This is a genomic window from Halomonas sp. DP1Y21-3 (assembly GCF_019801245.1).
Classification (GTDB): domain Bacteria; phylum Pseudomonadota; class Gammaproteobacteria; order Pseudomonadales; family Halomonadaceae; genus Halomonas; species Halomonas litopenaei.
Map to the genome: position 1 here is coordinate 350,871 of NZ_JAHVJM010000005.1, position 22,955 is coordinate 373,825.

At 62.6% G+C, this 22,955-nt stretch carries 17 protein-coding genes and 1 tRNA gene; 12 read left to right on the forward strand and 6 right to left on the reverse strand.

Going from position 1 to position 22,955, the window contains the following annotated elements:
• Positions 1 to 146 precede the first annotated feature (146 nt).
• The 4 genes from coxB to KUV74_RS16280 all read right to left on the reverse strand — a co-directional run bounded on the left by coxB (position 147) and on the right by KUV74_RS16280 (position 2,725).
• Complete coding sequence (gene coxB, locus KUV74_RS16265; RefSeq protein ID WP_222516852.1) at positions 147 to 1,265, reverse strand: cytochrome c oxidase subunit II; 1,119 nt, start codon at positions 1,263 to 1,265, stop codon at positions 147 to 149.
• A 129-nt stretch (positions 1,266 to 1,394) separates the two neighbouring features.
• Positions 1,395 to 1,568, reverse strand: a complete 174-nt coding sequence (locus KUV74_RS16270; RefSeq protein WP_083970217.1) for a DUF2970 domain-containing protein — start codon at positions 1,566 to 1,568, stop codon at positions 1,395 to 1,397.
• 75 nt (positions 1,569 to 1,643) lie between these two features.
• Complete coding sequence (locus tag KUV74_RS16275; RefSeq protein WP_222516853.1) at positions 1,644 to 2,372, reverse strand: LrgB family protein; 729 nt, start codon at positions 2,370 to 2,372, stop codon at positions 1,644 to 1,646.
• Entirely contained in the window at positions 2,372 to 2,725 is a 354-nt protein-coding gene (locus KUV74_RS16280; protein WP_045991507.1) for a CidA/LrgA family protein, read from the reverse strand. The genes KUV74_RS16275 and KUV74_RS16280 overlap by 1 nt, the downstream gene beginning before the upstream one ends.
• A 205-nt stretch (positions 2,726 to 2,930) precedes the next feature.
• Between KUV74_RS16280 and KUV74_RS16285 the strand changes: the two genes are divergently transcribed.
• The 9 genes from KUV74_RS16285 to KUV74_RS16325 all read left to right on the forward strand — a co-directional run bounded on the left by KUV74_RS16285 (position 2,931) and on the right by KUV74_RS16325 (position 16,593).
• Positions 2,931 to 3,007 (forward strand) — tRNA-Pro (locus tag KUV74_RS16285).
• Between the two features lie 554 nt (positions 3,008 to 3,561).
• On the forward strand, positions 3,562 to 3,921 hold the full coding sequence (locus KUV74_RS16290; RefSeq protein ID WP_108133728.1) for a hypothetical protein: 360 nt from the start codon (positions 3,562 to 3,564) through the stop codon (positions 3,919 to 3,921).
• Positions 3,922 to 4,141: 220 nt separating this feature from the next.
• A complete protein-coding gene (locus KUV74_RS16295) occupies positions 4,142 to 4,363 on the forward strand; it encodes a hypothetical protein (RefSeq protein ID WP_045991614.1) in 222 nt (73 codons plus the stop codon).
• A 24-nt stretch (positions 4,364 to 4,387) separates the two neighbouring features.
• On the forward strand, positions 4,388 to 4,591 hold the full coding sequence (locus tag KUV74_RS16300; protein ID WP_222516854.1) for a hypothetical protein: 204 nt from the start codon (positions 4,388 to 4,390) through the stop codon (positions 4,589 to 4,591).
• Positions 4,592 to 4,994: 403 nt separating this feature from the next.
• On the forward strand, positions 4,995 to 8,717 hold the full coding sequence (gene recC, locus KUV74_RS16305) for an exodeoxyribonuclease V subunit gamma (RefSeq protein ID WP_222516855.1): 3,723 nt from the start codon (positions 4,995 to 4,997) through the stop codon (positions 8,715 to 8,717).
• Positions 8,714 to 12,700 (forward strand): exodeoxyribonuclease V subunit beta, encoded by a 3,987-nt coding sequence (recB, locus tag KUV74_RS16310; protein ID WP_222516856.1) that lies wholly within the window; start codon positions 8,714 to 8,716, stop codon positions 12,698 to 12,700. Before recC ends, recB begins: the two co-directional genes overlap by 4 nt.
• Complete coding sequence (gene recD, locus KUV74_RS16315) at positions 12,697 to 14,934, forward strand: exodeoxyribonuclease V subunit alpha (RefSeq protein ID WP_222516857.1); 2,238 nt, start codon at positions 12,697 to 12,699, stop codon at positions 14,932 to 14,934. The genes recB and recD overlap by 4 nt, the downstream gene beginning before the upstream one ends.
• Positions 14,935 to 15,118: 184 nt before the next feature.
• Positions 15,119 to 16,114: an ion transporter gene (locus KUV74_RS16320; RefSeq protein WP_124804708.1), complete on the forward strand. Its 996-nt coding sequence runs from the start codon at positions 15,119 to 15,121 to the stop codon at positions 16,112 to 16,114.
• A 179-nt stretch (positions 16,115 to 16,293) separates the two neighbouring features.
• Positions 16,294 to 16,593: a DUF2442 domain-containing protein gene (locus KUV74_RS16325; protein ID WP_124804707.1), complete on the forward strand. Its 300-nt coding sequence runs from the start codon at positions 16,294 to 16,296 to the stop codon at positions 16,591 to 16,593.
• A gap of 268 nt (positions 16,594 to 16,861) precedes the next feature.
• Here the strand turns inward: KUV74_RS16325 and KUV74_RS16330 are convergent, their stop codons facing one another.
• Positions 16,862 to 17,959, reverse strand: a complete 1,098-nt coding sequence (locus KUV74_RS16330; protein WP_124804706.1) for an ADP-ribosylglycohydrolase family protein — start codon at positions 17,957 to 17,959, stop codon at positions 16,862 to 16,864.
• Between the two features lie 72 nt (positions 17,960 to 18,031).
• The gene (locus KUV74_RS16335) at positions 18,032 to 18,922 is read right to left on the reverse strand and encodes an AbaSI family restriction endonuclease (protein ID WP_124804705.1); all 891 of its coding nucleotides are present in this window, start codon (positions 18,920 to 18,922) and stop codon (positions 18,032 to 18,034) included.
• Positions 18,923 to 19,347: 425 nt separating this feature from the next.
• On the opposite strand from KUV74_RS16335, the gene KUV74_RS16340 reads away from it, so the two are divergent.
• The 3 genes from KUV74_RS16340 to KUV74_RS16350 all read left to right on the forward strand — a co-directional run bounded on the left by KUV74_RS16340 (position 19,348) and on the right by KUV74_RS16350 (position 22,798).
• Positions 19,348 to 19,797 carry a LexA family protein gene (locus KUV74_RS16340; RefSeq protein ID WP_045994834.1) on the forward strand — a complete coding sequence of 150 codons (450 nt, stop codon included), beginning with the start codon at positions 19,348 to 19,350 and terminating at the stop codon, positions 19,795 to 19,797.
• On the forward strand, positions 19,794 to 21,062 hold the full coding sequence (locus KUV74_RS16345; RefSeq protein ID WP_108133736.1) for a Y-family DNA polymerase: 1,269 nt from the start codon (positions 19,794 to 19,796) through the stop codon (positions 21,060 to 21,062). Before KUV74_RS16340 ends, KUV74_RS16345 begins: the two co-directional genes overlap by 4 nt.
• A gap of 470 nt (positions 21,063 to 21,532) precedes the next feature.
• Positions 21,533 to 22,798 (forward strand): lactonase family protein, encoded by a 1,266-nt coding sequence (locus KUV74_RS16350; RefSeq protein ID WP_222516858.1) that lies wholly within the window; start codon positions 21,533 to 21,535, stop codon positions 22,796 to 22,798.
• The last annotated feature ends 157 nt before the right edge of the window (positions 22,799 to 22,955 follow it).

Genomic DNA, 22,955 nt, shown 5'->3' on the forward strand with positions numbered 1-22,955 from the left:
GACTCCTGAGAGCCCCCGGTTGCTCGGACTGGTCGTTCGTCGACCATCCCTTGTTCGCTATTCCCTAGCTCGTTCATCTCTTGTGCTTGCATTTCCCGGCACCTGAACGGCTGCTCCAATCGCGATCCCGACAGCCGTTCGTCCGGCTACTCGGACAGCATGTCGGCGATATCGGCCGGCTGGGTCACCTCGCCTGTCTCATTACCCCAGGCGTTGCGTTCGTAGGTGATGACGGCGGCGATCTCCACCGGATTCAGGGTGGTGCGGAAGGCCGGCATGGCGGTACCCGAGACACCATTGACGACGGTATCCAGATGGCGCTCCGGCTCGTCCAGCAGTGCCTGGTTGCCCGCCAGCGCCGGGAAGGCAGGCGGCAGGCCACTACCATCGGCCTGGTGACAGGAGGCGCAGATGGAGCCGTAGACCTGCTCGCCACGCTCCATCAGTTCGTCCATGGACCACTCGCGATCCACCCCCTGGGCCTCCTGGGCAGCGGCGGCCTTGCGCTCGGCCAACCAGGTATCGAACTGCTCCTGTTCGACCGCCTCGACCACCACCGGCATGAAGCCGTGATCCTTGCCGCAGAGTTCCGCGCACTGGCCGCGATAGATGCCGGGCTCGTTGATGCGCACCCAGTTTTCATTGACGAAGCCAGGCACCGCGTCCTGCTTGACCGCCAGTTCGGGCACCCACCATGAGTGGATGACGTCGTCGGCGGTCAGCAGCAGGCGTACCTTCTTGCCCACCGGCAGCACCAGGGGTTCATCGACTTCGAGCAGATAGTTATCCCCCTTCTCGCTCTCGCCTGAGATCTGCTCGCGGGGAGTGGCAAGGTTGGAGGTAAAGTCGACATCCTCACCCAGGTAGCTGTAGTGCCAGCGCCATTGCTGGCCGGTCACCATCACATCCAGGTCGGCGTCGGAGGCGTCGTACATCTTCTTGAGCGTGGCGGTAGCCGGCACTGCCATGCCGACCAGAATGAGCAACGGCAGGGCCGTCCAGATCACCTCGACGGTGGTGTGCTCATGGAACTTGGCGGCCTTTGCGCCCTGGGAGTGACGATAGCGGAACAGCGAGTAGAACATGGCGCCGAAGACCACCACGCCAATGATCACGCAGATCCAGAAGATCGTCATGTGCAGCGAATACACCTCACGACTGACGTCCGTCACCCCGACCGGCATGTTCCAGTCGGACGCCTGAAGGTGCCCTCCGAGTCCTGCGAACAGCGTTCCCGCAGTCATCCACACATGCCGCATGCGCATCGATGCCTCCTGGAGCTCGTTGTTATCTTGTTCGCTCGCCAATGGCTCGAGTATAGAAGAGCCTGGTCACTGCCCCGCCTGTAGCGGGCCGAGCCGTCAACGCAAGACGCCACCCTGCCAACGGGTCACTCAACCCGCCGCCAGGGTGGCGATCACGATCAGAATCACGACAAACAGCACCCCCATGAGGATGCCTACGACGATAAAGCTGGACGCCTTGCCGGTGGTGAAGTCTTCCTGACGCCGGGACTCGCGTTGCACGCCGAAAAACGCGGCGAGTACCGACTTGATGGTCTTCCACATCTTGACCTCCGGCCCAATCCCTTCGCTTGACCATAGTTCAGCCGGAGACAATTTGCGTTGCGCATTAGACGAAGGTCAGAGTCCGAATATCGCCACAATCAGCGGCAGCAAAAAGGCGGTGATCAAGCCCGTCAGTCCCATGGCAAGGCCAGAGAAGGCGCCGGCCATGGCTCCCAGCTTGGCGAACGCCTGGGCCGTACCAAAGCCGTGGGCGGAGAGCCCCATGGTAAAACCCTGGATCACCGGGTCCTTGATGCCGAGTAGACGAAAGATGAACGGCCCCAGCGCACAGCCGATGGAGCCGGTAATCAACACAAGCCCCGCCGCCAGTGACGGAATACCGCCTATCTTCTCCGCCACCCCCATGGCGATGGGCGACGTTACCGAGCGCGGCGCCAACGACAGCACGGTTTCTGGCGCCGCCCCGAACAACAGCGCAATGCCAAGGGTCGAGGCCACCGCGGTCACGATACCCGCGCCGCAAGCTACCAACAGCGGCAGCAGTAACTGACGCACCCGCTCGCGATGGTCATACAGCGGGATGGCCAGCGCCACCGTGGCGGGCCCCAGCAAAAAGTGGATGAACTGGGCGCCCTCGAAGTAGGTGGCGTAGTCGATCCCGGTGACCAGCAGGAAGGAGATGATCAGGGCAATACTCAGGGTTACCGCGTGAAGCAGCGGCGTGCCGCCCAGCCACTTGTTGATGCGCACCGCCAGGGCGAAGGCCAACAGCGTGACCAGCAGCGACAACAGCGGATTGCCAGACAGATAGACCCATAGCTCATCGAGTTCGGCCACCTCCATTACTGACCTCCCCGGCGAGCAGCCAGCCTTGCCATGACCCAGGCGGTGACCGCCAGGGTCAGGGCCGTGGACAGCACCAGCGTCGCCGCGATGGCGAGCCAGTCATCGGCGATCAGGCGGCCATGCACCATTAGCCCGACACCCGCAGGCACAAACAGAAGCGTCAGGTAACGCAGCAGACCTTCCCCTGTCGTACGCAGGCTCTTCGGCACCTTGCCGCGAATCGACAGCCCGATCAGCAGAATCACCATTCCGATCACCGGCCCGGGTATCGGTAACGTCAGCCCCCGCGCGATCAACTCACCAGCGAACTGACACGCCAGCAGTAGACTCATTCCCAGAATCAGCGGCATTCCCTGGTCCTCCTCGTGTCCCATTGCCTACCAATAGTGTGTCAGAGCACGGACAAAGTGGGCAGCGCTGACGCCCGGGACTGGTCAATTTCCAACCAATTGAAATAAAAGCGCAAAAGGGGCTTTTCATTTTGAAATGAACGCGCTAGTATACGCCTCGTCTTCGGGGGACAGGCCAGACGGTCACACAACCCATAGGCCAAGTCGGAGCGTGGCGCAGCTTGGTAGCGCGTTGCAATGGGGTTGCAAAGGTCGCAGGTTCGAATCCTGTCGCTCCGACCACTGAATTCAAGAATGACGGTCACCTTGCTCATCAGAGCGGTGGCCGTTTTTCGTCGTTTTCGCCCCCCCCTTCTCATCGCATCGAGTTCACACGTGGGCACCGCCTGAACTGACCCCACTCCGCTTTTTACTCCGCTATCGACAGCACTACCTCCTGCACTATCCACTCGGCCCACTTGCTACTTTCACCCTTCTCGCTTTGTCCTCCTCGTGGCGTCGTTACATCGCGCTGTCTGGAGCCGATACCCCTGCGGGACCCAGGCTGCTACCGCGACCTGCGCTCAGTGCCTCTATACCGCCAGCCGCCGCATCGAACGGTCACCGTAAAGTGCTGGCGATCGGATACTACCAATGCTATATATTAGCCTGCTCTTATTCGACAAATGGTTGAATTCTCTGGCGTTTCATACCCGACATCTGCCGGCCAGCGGATACAAGGCAGCAGACGGGGTAGACCTGCTCGTCTCGAGCAGCCGCCAGGGCGAGCAGGAATGGCCGGCAGGAAATCGACGCACAGCAGTGGCTGCGTCTCACGACACCAATCAGGAACTGACATGAACTACCGACTGATGTTTCAGCTTACGGACTCCCTGAACACCAAGTCCCTCGAGCCACTGTTGCTGAAACCCACGCCACTGGAAATGCCGGAGCACCAGATCGACTCCTTGCAGGAAGTTCCAGCTACCGATGATCTGATCGAGCTTCCCTTCACGGCGGAGGAAGGCGAAAAAACCAGCCTGGTCTTTGTGCAGGGCAGGGTTGTCTCCACCAAGAAGACCTTCACCATCTCTGATGGTGGTGAAAGCGCCAGGTGCCTGGTGACCTGCTTCATCGAACCCAATCGCGTGGTGCAACAGGGCACAGGCGAGCTGATTCTCGAACCCACCATCAACAACATCGAAGAGATGCTCTGATCTGCGATGCAGCAGGCCGTCGGCAGCGCCTGCAGGATTACAGGTGCGCCGACGGCCTTTCTTCGACGCCCTGAAGGCGCGCAGCCAGGCGAGTCACCATCTCGTTGTAGTCCCTGCGAAGACCACCGGCACAACGTCGCCGACATCACCGGCAGGAAGATGTCGTCAGTGGTGCTCCGGCAGTTCCTGCAACACCAACCACGACCACCAGAGGACGCTTATGCCCAACAAGACCACTGCGGTCGTCCAGTGGATACGGCGTGAGGCTGGGCCGCTGCTGGTTGCCAGCATCTTCCCGCTGCTGCTGATCGTCTACTTTTTCAAGGAAGGTTTCTCGATCAAGGTGCTGGCGCTGTTTCTCGCCCTTCCGCTGGTGGTCTACCTGTCGCTGAGTGTCGCTATCTGGCTGTGGTTCGTGGTCAGAAATCGGGACTCTCGATAAGGACTCCGGGGCGCGCGGATCGCGGTGGCCAAGGTGCTTGGCGCACTCAACAGCCCTCTCTGTTCGAGACTATCCTTAACCAAGTGGATTGAAGCCTTGAAAGATCGAGGATTTGGCCTGAATGAGCTCTATGGACTGACCAAGGGTCGTATCGAGGCGGAGGCTGGCTGGGATGCTCCGCTGGAAGAGGACGTCATCGAAGCGTTGTTTGATGGAAATCATCCATGAAGCGCTACCTGCTCACTATCGATCTTTAGCTCTGGCCGACTGAACGGTTGCCCCCCGATGGCCTGATAAAGCGCTATGACCCGGCTCGCCGCTATATCGCCCCGGTCGATGAGCTGTTGCCATCTCGGTAGTGCTCGGCAAAGCGCCGCCTGGCCGAGTCCGACACTTGCTCGCCCCCATCGAATCGCCGCTTCATCACAGACGAGGCCTACCTTGCGATGTTGGCCTATAGATGACGCCCGTCTACGACCAGACACTGTGGTCATCCGGTGATGGTGATCCCCGCCGCCGCATCCATTAGGCTATGCCGAGACGTCCCGACGATAGCGATGCGCGTTCTGCTTAAGCTAGCGCCGTCACCGCCTCGGGCTGCCACGCCTTCACGCAGTACAGAGAACTCGCCATGACCGATACCACCGCCGCCTCGGGCTTGATCGTCCTGCAGGGCAACCGTATGGAGGATCTGCGTGATCTGACCCTGAAGTGGCTGGGGCGACGCCCGCTGCATCCGCTGGCGCGCACCCTTTTTCTGGTGCAAAGCAACGGTATCGCCCAGTGGCTCAAGACCTCCATCGCCGAGCGCCAGGGCGAACCGGGCTACGGCGTCTGCCTCGGCACCGACGTTGCCCTGCCCGCGCGCTTTCAGTGGCAGGCCTATCGCGCGGTGATCGAGGCGGTGGAAGGCCCAGGCCAGGTGCCGACCACCTCTCCTTGGGACAAGAGCCGCCTGCGCTGGCACCTGATGAAGCTGCTGCCCGAAGCCCTGGACGACCCTCTGTTCGAGCCGCTGGCGCGCTACCTGCGCGAGGACGATGAGCAGCGCAAGCGTTACCAGCTGGCCGAGCGCCTGGCTGACCTGTTCGATCAGTACCAGGTCTATCGCGCCGACTGGCTCACCGCCTGGGAGGCCGGCAACGATGTGCTCACCCTGCCCGGTAACCGTGTTACAGAGGTCCCCGATGACCAGCGCTGGCAGCCGGCCCTGTGGCGCAGGATCAGCGACGCCCTGCCCGCCGACCAGCGCCACAGCCACCGCGGCGCCGTGCACCAGCGCTTCAAGCGGGCCGCCGAACAGCTGACCCGCGAGGTCGAACAGGACAAGACGGCCTGCCCCCAGGAAATACCGCCGCGTATCGTGGTATTCGGCATTTCGTCGCTGCCCCAGCAGACCCTGGAGGTGCTGGCCGCCCTGTCCAGCATCAGCGAGGTGGTGCTGTGTCTGCTCAACCCCTGCCAGTTCTACTGGGGCGAGATCATCGAGACCCAGGAGGTCCTGCGCCGCCACGTGCGCCAGCGCCGTCGCCAGGGCATGCCGGCGGAGCTTCACCACTCGCTCGAACAGCTGCATCTACACGCCCATCCGCTACTGGCGGCATGGGGCAAGCAGGGCCGCGACTACCTGCAGCTCCTCAGCGAACATGACCACACCGACGTGGAGGCGTTGAGCGCCCTGCTCGACGACTCGGTGGATCTGTTCCTCGCGCCGCCCACCGACACCCTGCTGGGCCAGCTGCAGGACGACATCCTCAACCTGCGCCCGCTGGCGGAGACCCAGGCCGAGTGGCCAGCGCTTGATCCCGAGCACGACCACTCGATCCGTTTTCACATCTGCCACAGCCCTCAGCGTGAACTGGAGGTTCTGCACGACCAGCTGCTCGAGGCGTTCGCCGAGGATGCGACTCTCGAACCCAGGGACGTGATGGTGATGGTGCCGGACATCAACGACTACGCGCCCTATATCGACGCGGTATTCGGCCAGTTCGCCCCGGGCGAGAAGCGCCACCTGCCCTACCACGTGGCCGACCAGCAGGAACGCCATCGCGAACCCATGCTGGTGGCACTGGAGACCCTGCTGTCGCTGCCGCGTCTGCGTTTTCGCGCCAGCGAGATCCTCGACCTGCTGGACATCCCGGCCATCCGCACGCGCTTTGGCCTTGGCGAGGGGGACCTATCCACCCTGCAACGCTGGATTCGCGAGGCCAACGTGCGCTGGGGCCTCGATGCCTCCCAGCGAGCCGAACTCGGCCTGCCGGAGCACGACGAGCTGCACACCTGGCGCTTCGGCCTGGAGCGCATGCTGATGGGCTACGCCGTGGGCGAGGCCAGCGACGACGGCGAGGACTGGGCCGACATCGTGCCCTACGACGAAGTCGCCGGCCTCGACGCCACCCTGGTCGGACCGCTGTACCGGCTGATCATGACCCTCGACGAAGTTCGTCAGAGCCTGGTCGAACCCAAGACCGCCAGCCAATGGGACCAGATTCTGGGAACCATGCTGGAGCGCACCCTGGCCCCCGGCTCCAGTGCCGAAGAGGCCTTGCTCGGGCGCATCCAGGCGGCGCTCGAGACCTGGCACGAGGAGATCGACTCGGCCGAGGTCGGCATCCGCCTGCCGCTGGCGGTGGTGCGTGAAAGCTGGCTGTCGCGCATCGACCAGCCCCAGCTGTCCCAGAGCTTCATGATGGGCCGCATCACCTTCGCCACCCTGATGCCCATGCGCGCGATCCCCTTCCGCCACGTCGTGCTGCTCGGCATGAGCGACGGCGCCTACCCGCGCCGCGCCGAGGCCATGGACTTCGACCTGATGGCCATGCGCGGACACTATCGCGCCGGCGACCGCTCCCGGCGTGACGACGACCGCTACCTGTTCCTCGAGGCACTGCTGTCAGCGCGGGATCGACTGACCATCAGCTGGTGCGGACGCAGCCCCCAGGATAACGGCGAGAAGCCGCCCAGCGTGCTGGTCGGCCAGCTTCGCGACCACTTCGGCAAGGGCTGGCGCCTTCCCGACCAACCGCCCCACGATGAGCGCTCGCTGGCCGAAGAGCAGCAGATGGCCGAGGCCCTGCTCACCGCCCTGACCACCGAACACCCGCTGCAGCCCTTCGGCGCCGGCTATTTCCTGGCAGACTCGCCTCTCTATACCTACGCAGACGAGTGGCAGACCCTGCACCAGCGTGATTCACGTCCCCCGGACCCGATGGCGACCACCTCAACCGATGAGGCGCTGCCACCCTGGCGCCCCGAGGGCGCCATCGGCCTGTCGCAGCTTTCCGGCCTGCTGCGCGATCCCGTCAGCGCCCTGTTCCAGCAGCGCCTGTCCACCAGCATGCGCGACGAACAGACGCTGAGCGACGATGACGAACCCTTCGCCTTCGCCGGCCTCGCCCGCTGGCAGCAGCGCGAGGCGCTGGTGCAGCCGCTTGGCCAGCGTCTGGCCCACGACCGCGCCTGCGACCCCGCCCTGTTGATCGAACGCCAGGTCCAACGCCAGCAACGCGCCGGCCACTACCCGCCGCCACCGGTGGGCCCGGTGATCCGCCGCCAGTTGCTTGAGCGAATCCCCGACGCTCTCGACCACTACCGCGAGCTGCTCGAGCGCTACCCGCGCTCGCTGGAGCGGGCACCGCAGCTTCGCCACGACAGTCGCCTTCCCTTGCCCGACTCGAGTGAGACCCTGGTACTGGAAGACGCCCTGTCCCACCTGCACGCGACCGACTCTGCCCCCTCCTCCGGGACCAGCGACGAGGGCGATGCGGGTGCGAGTGAGGTCGCCCGCATCGTGCTGTTGACCAGCCAGGTCCACCAGGGCGAGCATTTTCACTGGAGCCAGATCCTGCGCCACTGGCCGGCGCACCTGGCGCTGCAATGCCTCTACCCGAATTCGCCGAGCCATCTGGTATCACCCAGCGGCGTGCTGGAGATCCCCGGCATGCCCCGCGAACAGGCCGCAAGACGCCTGGATGCGCTGATGCGGCGCTGGCTCACCGCCATGCAGGGCGCCACGCCCTGCCACCCCGACATCGCCTTCGCCCTGCTCGAGGAATATCCCGTGGCAGAGGATGCAGCCTGGCCACCGGCAGACGCCCAGTCATCAGCCACGTTGCGCAAGGCCTGGGAGCAGGCCTGGGAAAAACTGCCGGAGCGAAGCCCGCTGCTGCTGCGCGAATTTCCAAGCCTGGATGAGTTGATCGGCGCCGAGGGCTTTGACGAGGCCTGTCGTGAGCTCTACGCCGACCTGCATGGCTGGATCAGCACGGCGCGCAGCGCTCGCAAGGGCTCTGACAAGGGCTCTGACAAAGCATCGGGCAAGAGTAACGCCACCACCGGGAAGGAATCCGCATGAGCCTGCCGTCCGACCTTTTTTCCACCGACGACCAGCCGCCTTCCCCGGACAACGCCGGCCAGACGCCGCTGCCATTGGCACTGCCGCTGCAGGGCAGCCAGTTGATCGAGGCCAGCGCCGGCACCGGCAAGACCTTCACCATCGCGCTGCTCTACGTGCGTCTGGTGCTGGGCCACGGCCAGCCGGACAACCCGGCGAGTCGACGTGACAATGGCTTCAGTCAGCCGCTGGTGCCGCCGGATATTCTGGTGGTGACCTTTACCGAGGCCGCAAGCCAGGAGCTGCGCGATCGTATCCGGGCGCGCCTGGTCCAGGCCGCCGAGGCCTTTCGCGCCGGCGACAGGGACGACGGCTCGGCCGCGGACGACGGCCTCGCCGAACGCGACCCGCTATTGGCCGCGCTGCGCGACGACTTCGAGCGCGACGCCTGGCCCGCCTGCGCCCGGCGACTGATGCTTGCCGCCGAATGGATGGACGACGCCGCCATCTCGACCATCCACAGCTGGTGTCAGCGAATGCTCAAGGAGCACGCCTTCGACAGCGGCAAGCTGTTTCGCCAGGAGGTGGTCAAGGATCTCGGCGAGATGACCCAGGAGGCGGTTACCGACTACTGGCGCACCCGCGTCTACCCCCTCGACGAGCCCCTGGCAGCGTCCATGGTCGAGTTGTTCGGCTCGCCCCAGGGGCTTAACAAGGCGCTGCGCAATCTGCTGAGCCGCGAGGATGCCAGCCTGGTCTTCTGCGGCGAGCCATTGGCCGCTGGTGATTTCGGCGCCCACCTCGCCCAGTTCAGCGACGCCCGTGAGAGCGCCGACAAGCTGGAAGATGCCGCCCGCCGTGCCTACCTGGATGAGAAGGAGGCGGTGCACGACTGCCTGCGCACGCTGCGCCCGGCGATGCACGGCGGCAGCTTTCGCGGCAAGGATGACGACGACACCTTCGACGGCTGGCTGGAACAGCTCGGCGACTGGGCAACCGGCAAGCGCACCCTTGCCGAGGCGAGCTTCGTGCAGAAACTCGCTCGCTCCAAGCTGCGGGTAAAAAAGGGCACCGAGGTGCCCGAGCTTGGGCTGTTCGAGGCCCTGGAGGCGTGTCGTCACAACGACGAGCAGGTCGAGACCCTGCAGCGCGAGCTCTACCCCCAGGTGCTGGCGGATGCGCGCGACTGGGTCAGCCGGCGGCTGTCCGAGCAGCTCGAGGCCAACGCCCAGATGGGCTTCAACGACATGATCACCGGACTGGCCGGCGCCCTGGACGGCGACGGCGGCGAGACCCTGGCGCGGCGCATTCGCCAGCAGTTCCCGGTGGCCATGATCGACGAGTTCCAGGACACCGATCCGGCCCAGTACCGCATCTTCGAGCAGGTCTATCGTATCGGCGATGCGCCCACCGCTGAGCCAGACGCTCAGCACGACCTGGATGGGCCAGGCGCTCCTGAGCATGACGCCACGGCGCTGATCCTGATCGGCGATCCCAAGCAGGCGATCTACGGTTTTCGCGGCGGCGACATCTACACCTACCTGGGGGCTCGTCACGCCACCCGCGGTCATCACCACAGCCTGGACACCAACTTCCGCTCGAGCGAGGCCGCCGTGGCGGCGGTCAACCGGCTGTTTGCGTTTGCCGAACGTAGCCACCCCCGCGCGGCCTTCCGCTTCGCCGCCGACGACCACAATCCGCTGCCCTTTCAATCGGTCGGCGCCAACGGTCGCAAGGAAACCCTGTGCCTGGATGGCAAGCCCGCCGCCGCGCTGACCGGCTGGCTGATCGCCGACGGCAACAAGGACAACGGCTGTCTCAACAAGGAAGGCTACCTGCGCGAGGCCTCCCGCCACTGCGCCGACCGCATTGCCGACTGGCTCAATCAGGCCAGTCCTGGCGACGGCACTCCAAGTGCCGGTTTCGCCACCTCAAGGAACGCCGGTGACAGCAAGCTCACTCCGCTGAAGGCCGGCGATATCGCCATCTTGGTGCGCGATCGCAGCGAGGCCAGCGCCATCCGCAACGCCTTGAGCGAGCGCGGCCTGGCCAGCGTCTACCTGTCGGATCGGGACAGCGTCTTCGCCACCGCCGAGGCCCGCGACCTGCATCACTGGCTCAAGGCCATGGCCAACCCGGAGTCGGTATCGACCCTGCGCACGGCCCTGGCCACCGCCACCCTGGGCCTGGGACTAGCCGAGCTCGACATGCTGCAACGCGACGAGACCGCCTGGGAGCGGGTGCAGGAGCGCTTTCTTGGCTACCGCCTGCGCTGGCAGCGTCGGGGCGTACTGCCGGCGCTGCGCCAACTGCTGCACGACTACCGGATCCCCGAGCGACTGCTCGGCGCCCACCAGGGCCAGCGTCGCCTGACCAACCTGCTGCATCTGGCCGAATGGGCCCAGCAGGCCAGCGACACCCTGGACGGCGACCACGCCCTGATTCGCGTGCTCGCCGAACACCTCGACGACCCTGGCCACGACGAGCAGATCCTGCGCCTGGAAAGCGACGCCGACCTGATCCAGGTGGTGACCATTTTCAAGTCCAAGGGGCTCGAGTATCCGCTGGTGTGCCTGCCGTTCCTGTGCACCTACAAGGAGATCAGCGGCCAGTCCGGCACGCCCCTGTACCACGTCGACGACCAGCCGCTGCTCGAACTGGCGGCCAAGAAGGAGATGGCCAAGGAGGGCTTTGAGCTGGCCGACGACGAACGACTGTCCGAGGAGGTACGGCTTCTGTACGTCGCCTTGACCCGAGCGCGCCACGCCACCTTCGTTGGCCTTGCCCCCCTCAAGCTCGGCAACGCCAGGAGCGCCACCCTGCACAAGTCGGCGCTGGGCTATCTGCTGGCCGGCGGCGAGGCGATCCCTGACCTGACAAACCTGCGAGAGCGCTGGGAGGCCATGAGCGGGGGCTTCGACGCCATCGCCCTGGACGCCATCGACGCCAGCAGTGATAGCCCCCAGATCCAGTACCACCCGGTCACCACCGAGCTCGCCACCAAGGGCGCGCGCACGCCCAGCCACAGCCCCTTTGCCCCCTGGTGGATCGCGAGTTACTCCTCGCTTGCACAGAAGGGAGCCACCGCCCCCGAGACACCCGAGGCCGAAGTGCTGGAGGAAGAGCATCTGGACGCCCGCCTGGTGCCCGCGGCGCGAGAAGCCGGCGCCCCCGAGCCCGGTACCCTGCACGCCTTCCCGCGGGGCCCTGGCCCGGGCACCTTCCTGCACGGCGTGCTCGAGGCGTTGGCCGAGCACGGCTTTGACAGCGCGCTTGATGATGCAGGCCTGCTCGCCCGCCTGGCCCAACGCTGCCGCCGCCGCGGCTGGGAAGCACACACCCAGGCGCTGACCGACGGCATCCATCGCTGGCTGACCACGCCCTTGACCTCGACCACACAAGAGCGCCCCGACGACGAGGATGCCGACGATGGACCGGTACTGGCGAGCCTTGAGCGCTACCGCGCCGAGCCCGACTTCTGGTTCGCCACCCATGACGCCATCACCCCGGCCATGGACAAGCTCACCCGCCAGCATCTGTTTCCCGGCGAGCCCAGGCGCCAACTGGGCTATCAGCGCCTCAACGGCCTGCTCAAGGGCTTTATCGACCTGTTGGCCGAGCATCAGGGACGCTTCTATATCATCGACTGGAAGTCCAACTGGCTGGGTCCGGACGATGACGCCTACCACCAGGACGCCATGCGCGCCGCCATGCTGGACAAGCGCTACGACATGCAGCTTGCGCTCTACCTGGTGGCACTGCATCGCCACCTGCGCCAGAGCCTGCCGGACTATGACTATGACCGCCACGTTGGAGGGGCCATGCTGGTCTTTCTGCGCGGTATTACCGCGCCCTCGCGCGGCGTCGCCGCGATCAAGCCGCCCCGAGCCTTTATCGAGGCACTCGACGATATCCTGGCAGGACAGGCGGGCAGCGTCGCGAGAGCAACCCACGAAAGCGCCACCGGCCATGACAATGACACCAGCGGGGAGGCAATGGCATGAGCGAGGCTAACCCTGAGGTACACCGCGGGGGGAACGGCGAGACGCCGGGTGATGCAGCCTCGACCGCCCTGCCGTCCTCGCCCTTTGCCACCCCGGAGCAGGCACTGGCCGACCCCGAGGCCCTGCTGTCGCTGCTGTTTGCCTGGGCCGAGTACGGCTGGATCCGTGATCTCGACGCGGCGCTGCCCCACCGCCTGGCGAGCCTCGCCCCGGACGGCGACGCCAGCTGCCTGCTGGCGGCCATGCTGGTCAGCCACCAGGCCGGCCAGGGGCATCTGCTGCTGGACCTGAATCAGGCCCGCCGCCAGCCCGAGACACTGATCGCCGTCGCTCGGGACGTGGCGCGTGACGACACCGCCCCGCCCCCGCCGGAGGCCCTGCTCGGCCGTCTCGGCGACGACTGGGTAAACCGGCTTCAGCGCTGGTCGGCGGTGGCGCAAGGCCCAGGCGCCAGCCCCCTGGTTCTCGAGGCAGAGCGCCTCTATCTACGCCGCTACTGGCGCAACGAACAGCGGGTCGCCAGCGCCATCGCCGCGCGGCTGTCAACGCCCGGCACTCCAACCAAGGATCATCCAACCGAGGGTCATCCAACCGAGGATCATCCGACCGCCGACGGTGACGCCGCCCGCCTGCGTCCGGTGCTGGATACGCTGTTTCCCCCGTCCGATCCGCGTGCCGACCAGGCCGCCTCCCAGAAGCTCGCCTGTGCGCTGGGCGCACGCGCCCCCTTCGCGGTGATCACCGGCGGCCCCGGTACCGGCAAGACCACCACCGTCATCCGTCTGCTGGCGCTGTTGCAGACCCAGGCCATCGCTGAGCGTGGCGCCCCCCTGGCGATACGCCTGGCCGCCCCCACCGGCAAGGCGGCGGCGCGACTCAGCGAATCCATTCGCGACCAGATCGCCGCCCTCGACGAACTGCCGCTACCGGACGCCGCCCAGGTACGCGCCTCGATTCCCCACGAGGTCTCGACCCTGCACCGGCTGCTCGGCGCCCGACCCGATACCCGTCACTTCCATCATCATCGCCTCAACCCCCTGCCGCTGGACATGGTGGCGGTGGACGAGGCGTCGATGGTCGACATCGACATGATGGCGGCACTGCTCGACGCCCTGCCGCCCCATGCACGCCTGGTGCTGCTCGGCGACAAGGACCAGCTCGCCTCGGTGGAAGCCGGGGCGGTCCTCGGCAACCTGTGCGCCAGGGCCGAACAGGGCCACTATCGCAACGACGTCAGCGACTGGCTCGAAGCGGCTACCGGGCTGTCGTTGCCTGAAGCACTGCACGACGGCGACGGCCGGGCGCTGGATCAGTCCGTCGCCATGCTGCGCCACTCCTTTCGCTTCGATGACGCCAGCGGTATCGGCCAGCTTGCCCGCGCCATCAACGCCGGCGACAGCCGGCGGGCGCTCGCGGTGCTGGACGACACCGCCTTTCCCCAGGCGCAGCGCCAGGCCCTGCCCCGCGCCAACGAACGGCGCCTGATGACCCTGGCGCTGGATGGCCGAGGCCAGGACGCGGCCTGGGGCTATCGCTTCTATCTGGGCGCCATCAGCCCGCGTCCCGACACCCCGGAAGCTGGCGCACTCGAGCAAAGCGGTCTGCTGCGGCCACGCCCGTCGCTGTCATCCGAGCGAGCCGAGTGGGACCGCTGGGCCTCTGCCATCCTCGAGGCCCACGCCCAGTTCCAGTTGCTGACGCCGCTGCGCGCCGGCCACTACGGGGTCGAATCGCTCAATCAGCGCATCGAGCAGGCGCTGGCACGGGCCGGACTGATCGACAAGCCGGATCACAGCACCCACTGGTACGAAGGCCGCCCGGTGCTGGTCACCGGCAACGACTACGCGCTCAAGCTGATGAACGGAGATATCGGCATTGCCCTCAAGGTGCCGGTGGAGTTCGCCAACCCCGAGGCCGGTACCACCCTGCGCGTGGCCTTTCCTGCCGGTGACGGCCAGGGCGGCATCCGCTGGGTGCTGCCCAGCCGGCTGCAGCGGGTCGAGACGGTATTCGCGATGACGGTGCACAAGTCCCAGGGCTCGGAGTTCGTCCATACCGCCCTGGTGATGCCGGACACCCTGTCGCCGATCCTGACCCGCGAACTGGTCTACACCGCCGTCACCCGCGCCAAGAAGACCTTCACTCTGCTCAGCGCAAGCAACGTGGTGCTGGCCAAGGCCATCGAACGACGGATTGCGCGTCAGAGCCGGCTGTTTCAGTCGCCCGAAACATAGGCCCTGCAAAATCGCTCGGCATATTGTTCCGGTTCAGTAGCCCGAAGATGCTGCCCATCGACAGAAAGCCGCATCCTCACATCGCCAACGACGCTTTGGCACAAGGCGAGGTGGGGATGCGACCAACGCCAGGACGCTCTAGGCTGGTGAAGAAAGGAGTGTCACACGCATCCAAGGAGGACTCATGCCCGCCACCCGCACGACCTCGCCCGCCCTGGAGCGGGCTCATCTGGTGTGGGACCTGTTCATCATCGCGCTGGTGATCGCCAACCTGGCGCTGTTGCTGTTCGACAGCCTGTTTCTGCTGCCACCGCTCAACGCCGCCTTCGAGGCGGCGGCCCCTGGCCTGCACGGCACCTACGACCGGCATATCCATGCCAACTTCTTCAGCATCGACCTGGCCTTCGTCGCCGTCTTCCTGTTCGATGTGCTGCTTGGCTGGGCCGTTGCCATCTACCAACGCCGCTACCACCGCTGGTTCTTTTACCCCTTCGTGCACTGGTACGACGTGCTGGGGTGTATTCCCCTCGCCGGCTTCCGCCTGCTGCGTATCCTGCGTGTGATCTCGCTGCTGCACCGCCTGCACCGCCTGGGACTGATCGACGTGCGTCGCTGGTATCTCTACTCGGTTGTCGCCAAGTACGCCGACATCCTGATGGAAGAACTTACCGATCGTATTGCCATCCGCCTGCTCGACAACGTCCAGCAGGAGCTCACCAGCGGCGACGGCCTGGCCTCACCGGCCATCGAAAAGATCGTCACGCCGCGCAAGGAGGCCCTGGTGCGGGAAGTCAGCCAGCGCCTCGAGACCATGGTCGGCGACATCGCCCACCACAACCGTTTCGCGACACTGGCCTACGTGCGCGGCCTGGTCGCCCGCACCCTGGCCGAAACGCCGGAGCTTCAGCGACTCAAGCGCCTGCCCATGGGCTCCCAGCTCACTCAGGGGCTGGAGTCATCGATGTCCGACCTCGCCTGCCATCTGGTCGATGAAGCCCTGAATGGTCTCAAGTCCAGGGAGTTCTCCTCGCTGGTCGAACATATGGCCGACAGCGGCTTCGACGCCTGGCTGCGCACCGACCCCGAGACCGAACAGATCACCGAACAGGTGCTGGTCGATATGCTGGAGCTGCTCAAGGAACGTATCGCGGTCAAGCGCTGGCACGACAAGTACGCGTGAAGGGAGCGGGCCACAGGGGGAGCCCTGTGGCCTACTGGGCATTCAGGTCTCGCTTATTCTTTACGATGGATCTGCGGTCGCTAAGCTACACGGCACAACCACGGCTAATGCTGTGGAATGCGATGGTGGCACAATCGATGACTGCACCGAGGGAGACGCCTGCGAACAGGGAGAGACACGTGGCCATTACTGAAGATGACGTCCGGCAGGCAGAGGCCCGCATGGCCTGTGAACGCGATCACGCCCACGTCGTTTCCGCGCGATACGACAGTCGCACCCATCGCGTCATCATGCACCTGAACTCAGGGCTTGAGCTCGCGATCCCGCCGCACCTAGTGCAAGGTCTCACCGACGCCACGCCAGAAGCCCTGGCCGACATAGAGGTTTCTCCCACCGGGCTTGGCCTTCATTGGCCCCAACTCGATGCAGACCTCTACGCCCCCGCCCTCCTGCAAGGCCAATTTGGCTCCCCCTCCTGAGCTAAAGGATGGCGCCAAAGGGGGCGCCCGCGGACGGTTCGGTGAAACGGTCATTAACAAACATCCGGGACCCGACAATTAAGCAGTCACTGGCATACTCGCAGACCTTATTCAACATTTAGTACCTGTCGGTGCTCGGTAGAAAAGGCATCGATTGACCGAAATTCAGCCTTAGGACGCAAGCCAATCGACACGACGAGTCAGCAAGCAAGATGGCGTCACCAAGAAATCAATGGACTAGTTTCTTGAACGCTTGTTGTCGAAGCTGTCAATATCCCGGATATTTTTTCCATACCCAATCATTGTCGACGCCGCCAAAATCATCCAAGTCCCATTCATTGCTATCCACTAAATCCTCAGCCATTTCAGTTATCACGTCCCGTAATTCTAGCGGTTCCAACCAACTCTCCGGGATGGCCGAGACCCCCATCATGGCGCCCAATAGATTGCCAGCAATAGCGCCAGTAGAATCAGAGTCACCATCATGATTAACTGCAAGGCAGACTCCATGGCGGAGATCTTTGGCAACCAAGGCGCAATAGACAGCAATAGAAAGTGCCTCTTCTGCTACCCACCCTTGTCCCAGCTTACTAATAGCCTCGAAGTGATTACTCGAAATATCGGCCAACGCTTCAGCTTTTTCCAGAGCATCAAGCGTCTCTTCGTGCCCTTCATATGCCACAAGTGCCTCCTTCACTTTGCCAAGTGAATCTCTGAGACCTTTACCATTGATAAGATGCAAGATTAATTCCGACAGCACTCCAGCAGTCAAATAGCCGCTGGGATGACCATGAGTAATACTCGCGGCTTGCATACCCAGATGGAAAGCATCGCTGCCAGTCGTAGAAGGCCAAATGAAAAGTCCACATGGCGCCACTCGCATGAGTCCACCACAGCCTTTACTGTTGTTCTTAGCTGAAGCGCCATATCTTTCCATCGATCGCAATGCCGAGATACAAGTACGACCCGGCGCACGTTGATTTTGTAATTCTGCATGTCCGGCTAACCAACCACTAGTGAGCCAGTCTTCTCCTGTTTCCATTCGCGACCGATACCCTTGTGTATAAAGCCAGCGCTCATAAGCACTAGAGATTACACTGGCTATGTGACATATCCCACGTCTGGCGCCCCGTACATGACCGCGCAGCAGCCCCTCGGCAGTAAACAATACCATTTGGGTATCATCAGTAATTCGACCTATACCACCATAACACGGCACGTACTCAGTTATACCAGACTCACCAAATTTAGAGACAATCTCAACATGAGTTATAAACTCTACCGGAGCGCCAAGTGCGTCACCGACAGCGCCCCCTAGTAGGCAACCAACGAACTTTTGTCTTATTTCATGAGTTTTATTTTTCATATCCACAATTACACCAAAAAAATCAAAAACACTAAAACAGAATGGTTGGTTTTAGAATCAAAAATCACCTATTCACAAAAATCGAACTTTTTCCCTCGTACCTATACGATCAAACACAATACAATCCTCCGTCGATCTTGCAATATTTAATTTAAATGTACCAACAAACCGAAGAAGGTTTCTTCCCAAGGAGTCTTTAGCTTTGGCAAAAACAATTGTTTTTCTTTCCGGATTTCTCTCAGCGTCTATCAACTGAGTCTCAATAGATTTTTTCCCGTCAAGATTTTCAGCACACTCGTAAATACGCTCACCATCTTTTGTTATTTTATTGTGCCACATACCATGTCTAAAAAGTCTGGGAAACCATACAACATCGGTACTACCATCAGGTATCCCCCAAGCGCCACGCTGCAGTGCTTTACCTTTAAAACCAAAACATCTCAAGGCTTCTGCCTGCGTTCGAAAAACAGGATTATCGGCAACGTCCAAGTATCCTTGATTGATCCATCTCCGTGAAGAATAAGCGAAATCCCAGTCCCAAGGAACAAACGTGCCGTTGTCAACACCAATCTCTTTAATTTTGTTCAGTTTATCGATGAAATTATCAGTTTCTTCCGCAACAATAGAAATGTCTTTAAACATCCCTTCATCGCCATACGTTTTTATCCTATGAATTTCGTGTCCTGTAGCTAAAACAATATCATCACTTCTCTCAACATCTTCAGAAATTTGGTTTTTGTGATGCTTTTCATCAATCTCCAGATGCAGATTGAACTGAGGAAAATAAATATCAGTCAAGGCGCGATAGCCCTCTGGCCGATATACAAGCTGCTGACATACGAATTCAACGTCATCATCAATTTTATGAATTATTCGAGAAACAATGTACAGCTCCCATCTTTTGTGGGATATTTTCTGCAGACTCCTAAGAATGTAGTCAGCTTTAGAAAGTTCTTTTGCCATCAAATCCACCAAACCTTTTAATCATCATAACAATTATTCTAGATATAAAAATATCACATACATCAGAGGGTAACAGCACTTATTTTACTATACGTTAAATTGCCGTTTACCTATATAAACGCACTTCAACCGTTGCCTTGTCTAAGCCACAATCCATAAGTTCGTGCAAGAGTACCAACTATTACCGACAGCCCCACCAACCTCGTCATCCACCTTCCAATTCCCTACTCCCAATCCAACCAACCCCATCTCGCTCACCAAGCCAACTTTGCCCCCGCCCTCCTGTGCTGGCGCAGCCATGCACCTCCTGATACTGTATATCCAAACAGTATCTGCGATTCAGGAGGCCCCCATGCGCGACGACTATTCCCTTGTTTGGCGAACCCTTTCGTGTAGCGCCTATGGCAACGACGGGAGCCTGTGCCATGAGTCTTGAGGTGGAGGTGCTGGGGCGGGTCGATCCGCACGCGCCCAGGACCGCCTTGCCGCTGGCGGCGACCGAGGTTCGCGCGGGCTTTCCGTCACCGGCCGATGACTACCTGGAGGGACAGCTCGATCTGGTGGCGCATCTGGTGCCCCACCCCAGCGCCACCTTCTACCTGCGCGCCAAGGGCGAGTCGATGAAGGGCCTCGGCATCTTCGACGGGGATCTGCTGATCGTGGATCGCTCGCTGGAGCCGTGCAGCGGTTCGGTGCTGATCGCCAGCGTCGACGGTGAGCTGACCTGCAAGCAGCTTGGCTATATCGGCAATCGACCCTACCTGCTGGCGGCCAATGAGGCCTTCGCGCCGATTCCGCTCAACGGTCGCGACTGCGACCTATGGGGCGTGGTCACCCACAATATCCACGCCCTGGCAGCGGGAGTCGCGCGGTGATCGCGCTGGTCGACTGCAACAACTTCTACGTCAGCTGTGAGCGGGTCTTCGACCCCTCGCTTCGCGGCAAGCCTGTGGGGGTGCTGTCCAACAACGACGGCTGCGTCATCGCCCGCAGCCAGGAGATCAAGGACCTCGGCGTTGCCATGGGCATGCCTGCCTTCAAGATCGAGGGCGCGCTGCGCAGGCAGTGCATCCTGCTGTCGAGCAACTATGCGCTCTACGGCGACATGTCGCGTCGGGTGGTCGATACGCTGCGGGAGTTTGCTCCCGCCGTCGAGGTATACAGCATCGACGAGTGCTTTCTCGACCTCGCGGGCATGGCACCCGCCGGGCTGGACGCCCACTGCCGGCGCTTGCGACACACGGTGATGCGCCACACCGGCATTCCCGTCGGCGTCGGCGTGGCGACCAGCCGCACCCTGGCAAAGATCGCCAACCACCAGGCCAAGAAGGATCCCCGCGCAGACGGCGTCCACGTGCTCGAGGCCGATTCGGCGGCAACCCGGGCGCTGCTGCAACGCCTGCCGGTCACCGAGGTCTGGGGCGTCGCCGGGCGCACCGCCGCCCGGCTTGGGCAGCTCGGCATCGAGTCCGCCTGGCAGCTACGTGAAGCCGACCCCAAGCATATCCGCCGCCATTTCAGCGTGGTGCTGGAACGCACGGTACGCGAACTTCGCGGCGAATCCTGCATCCGCCTCGACGACGTCGGCGCCCCGCGCGAACGGATCATGACCAGCCGCTCCTTTGGTCGGCCCACCGATGATCTCGCGCAGTTGCGTCAGGCAGTGCGCGCCCATGCCGGCCGCGGTGCTGAAAAGCTGCGTGGTCAGGGCAGCGTGGCGCGGGCGCTGCTGGTGTTCTTGAAGACCAACAAGCATCGTCAGGATCTGCCCCAGCACCACCCTTCGCTGGTGGTTCCGCTGGCGCGTCCCAGCGACGACAGCCTCGAGATCGTGGCAACCGCGACCCGGGCGCTTGCGCGTATCTATCGCCCAGGACACCAGTATATGAAGGCCGGCGTGATGCTACTCGACATCGCCGACAAGGCAAGCCTGCAGCAGGATCTGTTTGCCGTCGACGACGGCAAAAAAGAACGCAATCAGCGCCTGATGGACACCCTGGACGCGATCAACCAGAAGCACGGTCGCGGCGCCTTGAGCCTTGGCAAGACCAGCGTGGACGCGGCCTGGCAGCTCAAGTGCGAACATCGCACCTCGCGCTACACCACTCGCTGGGATGAGCTGCCAATTGCCAGGCTGTAGCAGTCGGTATGACACACACCTTGACGGGCGGCCACCCTCTTTTCCCCCAAGATACCAACACGACGAACGGAAAATCTGTGCGCCAGGCCATCACACAGGCTATCGCCGGAAGCAGTCAGAAATTCTCAAACCTTTACGCGCGTTTGACGACAGTCACCTGCATCATTGCGGCCCAATCTTGCCTAAGCTTTCTCTCAACAACGATTCTTTAAAGCACAGTTTCTGCTAGATGCTCTCGCTTGGGCAACCTGGAAAACGAAACTCCATCTGCTTGTTGGCTCGTTACTCCCGAGCACAACGCTGAGGCTACAGTGCGAGGCAGCTCACCTGGGTTCCTTATTACTCTGGTGGGTGTAAGGACGCACCGGCTCGCGTCTACGCAGACTATGACGCTGGAACACGACGAGCCCGAGTGCCTGGAACTGCCGGCATCGCGGCACAAGAAAAGCAAAAACTGACCAAGGTACGCTATGAAAAATCCAGTCTTGATTGGCCTCGTCCTGCTTTCGGTTTCCCTGCCTGCCATGGCCAAGGACGTGACGGGTGGTGTCTACGTCGCCACCAACAACGCCGACGAGAACTCGCTGATCGCCTGGCGCCAGTTTGACGATGGCACCCTGGAAAAGGTCGGCGAGTACACCACCGGCGGCACGGGCAACGGCATGGATGGCGGCCTCGACCCGCTCGGTTCGGCCTACGGCGTGTGGCGTTCGGCAGACAACCGCAACGTACTGGTGGCCAACGTCGGCGACGGCACCCTGTCGTCACTTCACGTCGAAGACGACCTGACGCTGACGCTCAACAATGTGGTGGATGCCGGCGGCGCCAAACCCAAGGCCATCGACGGCCATGGCGACATCGTCTACGTCGCCAGCACCGATGGTGCCAACGATGAGCCGGGGGTGATCAAGGGCTTTACCATCGATGGCGATGGCAACCTGACCGAGATCCCCGACTCCGTTCGGCCGCTGGATGATTCTCCGGTCAGCATGGAGTTCACCGAGGACGGCAAGTACCTGACGCTTGTCGGCTTTCTTACCGGCATGGTGCATGTCTATGCGGTGGACGACGAAGGCCTCCTGTCGCAGGAGCCGATCTCGAGCCTTGAGTCGCCGCACTTGAGCGAGGAGCGCTTCTTCGCCCTGCCCATCGGCACCAAGCTGGTCACTCGCCCGGACGGCCACAGCACCCTGCTGGTGACCGAAACCCGCTATATCACCCAGGGCTACCAGTTCCACCCGTCCTCCGAGGAATCGAAGGCCAAGTATCCCTTCCTGCAGGAATACGAGGGCCAGACCGGCTCCATGTCGTCCTACGACATCGACGAGAACGGCAAGCTGACCCTGGTGTCGGCGGATGTGATGACCGGCGACGACATCTGGGGTGGCGAGCAGGCCGCCTGCTGGGTCACCACCTCGGAGGACGGCAAGTACGCCTGGACCACCAACTCCCATACCTCGAGCCTGTCGACCTTCAGCGTCGATCCCGAGGACGGCAGCATCGCTCTGCTGGAAGAAGCCGCCTACCGCGCCGAGGATTACAACGAGTATTTCGCCGACATGGACCTGAGCGCCGACGGCAACTACGTCAACATCATCAGCGGCAACACCGGCAAGACCTGGGTGTTCGAGATCCAGCACGATGACGGCAGCCTGAGCGTGGTTGATGCCTATCCCGGCAGCGCCGAAGTCCACTCCTACGGACTGGTGACCATCCCGCTGCCCCAGGGCGGCTAGGCGACTTTTCGGAGCAGGCCTAGAGGTCGGCGACCAGAGCCACGACGCTGGGCCACAAAGCTATGCCACAAAGCTTCACCAGAGAGCTGACCAAAATCGCCAGATCAGGCGGGTAGGTAAAGTAGCTAAAAAGGGGGCCGTGCTGACACGGCCCCCT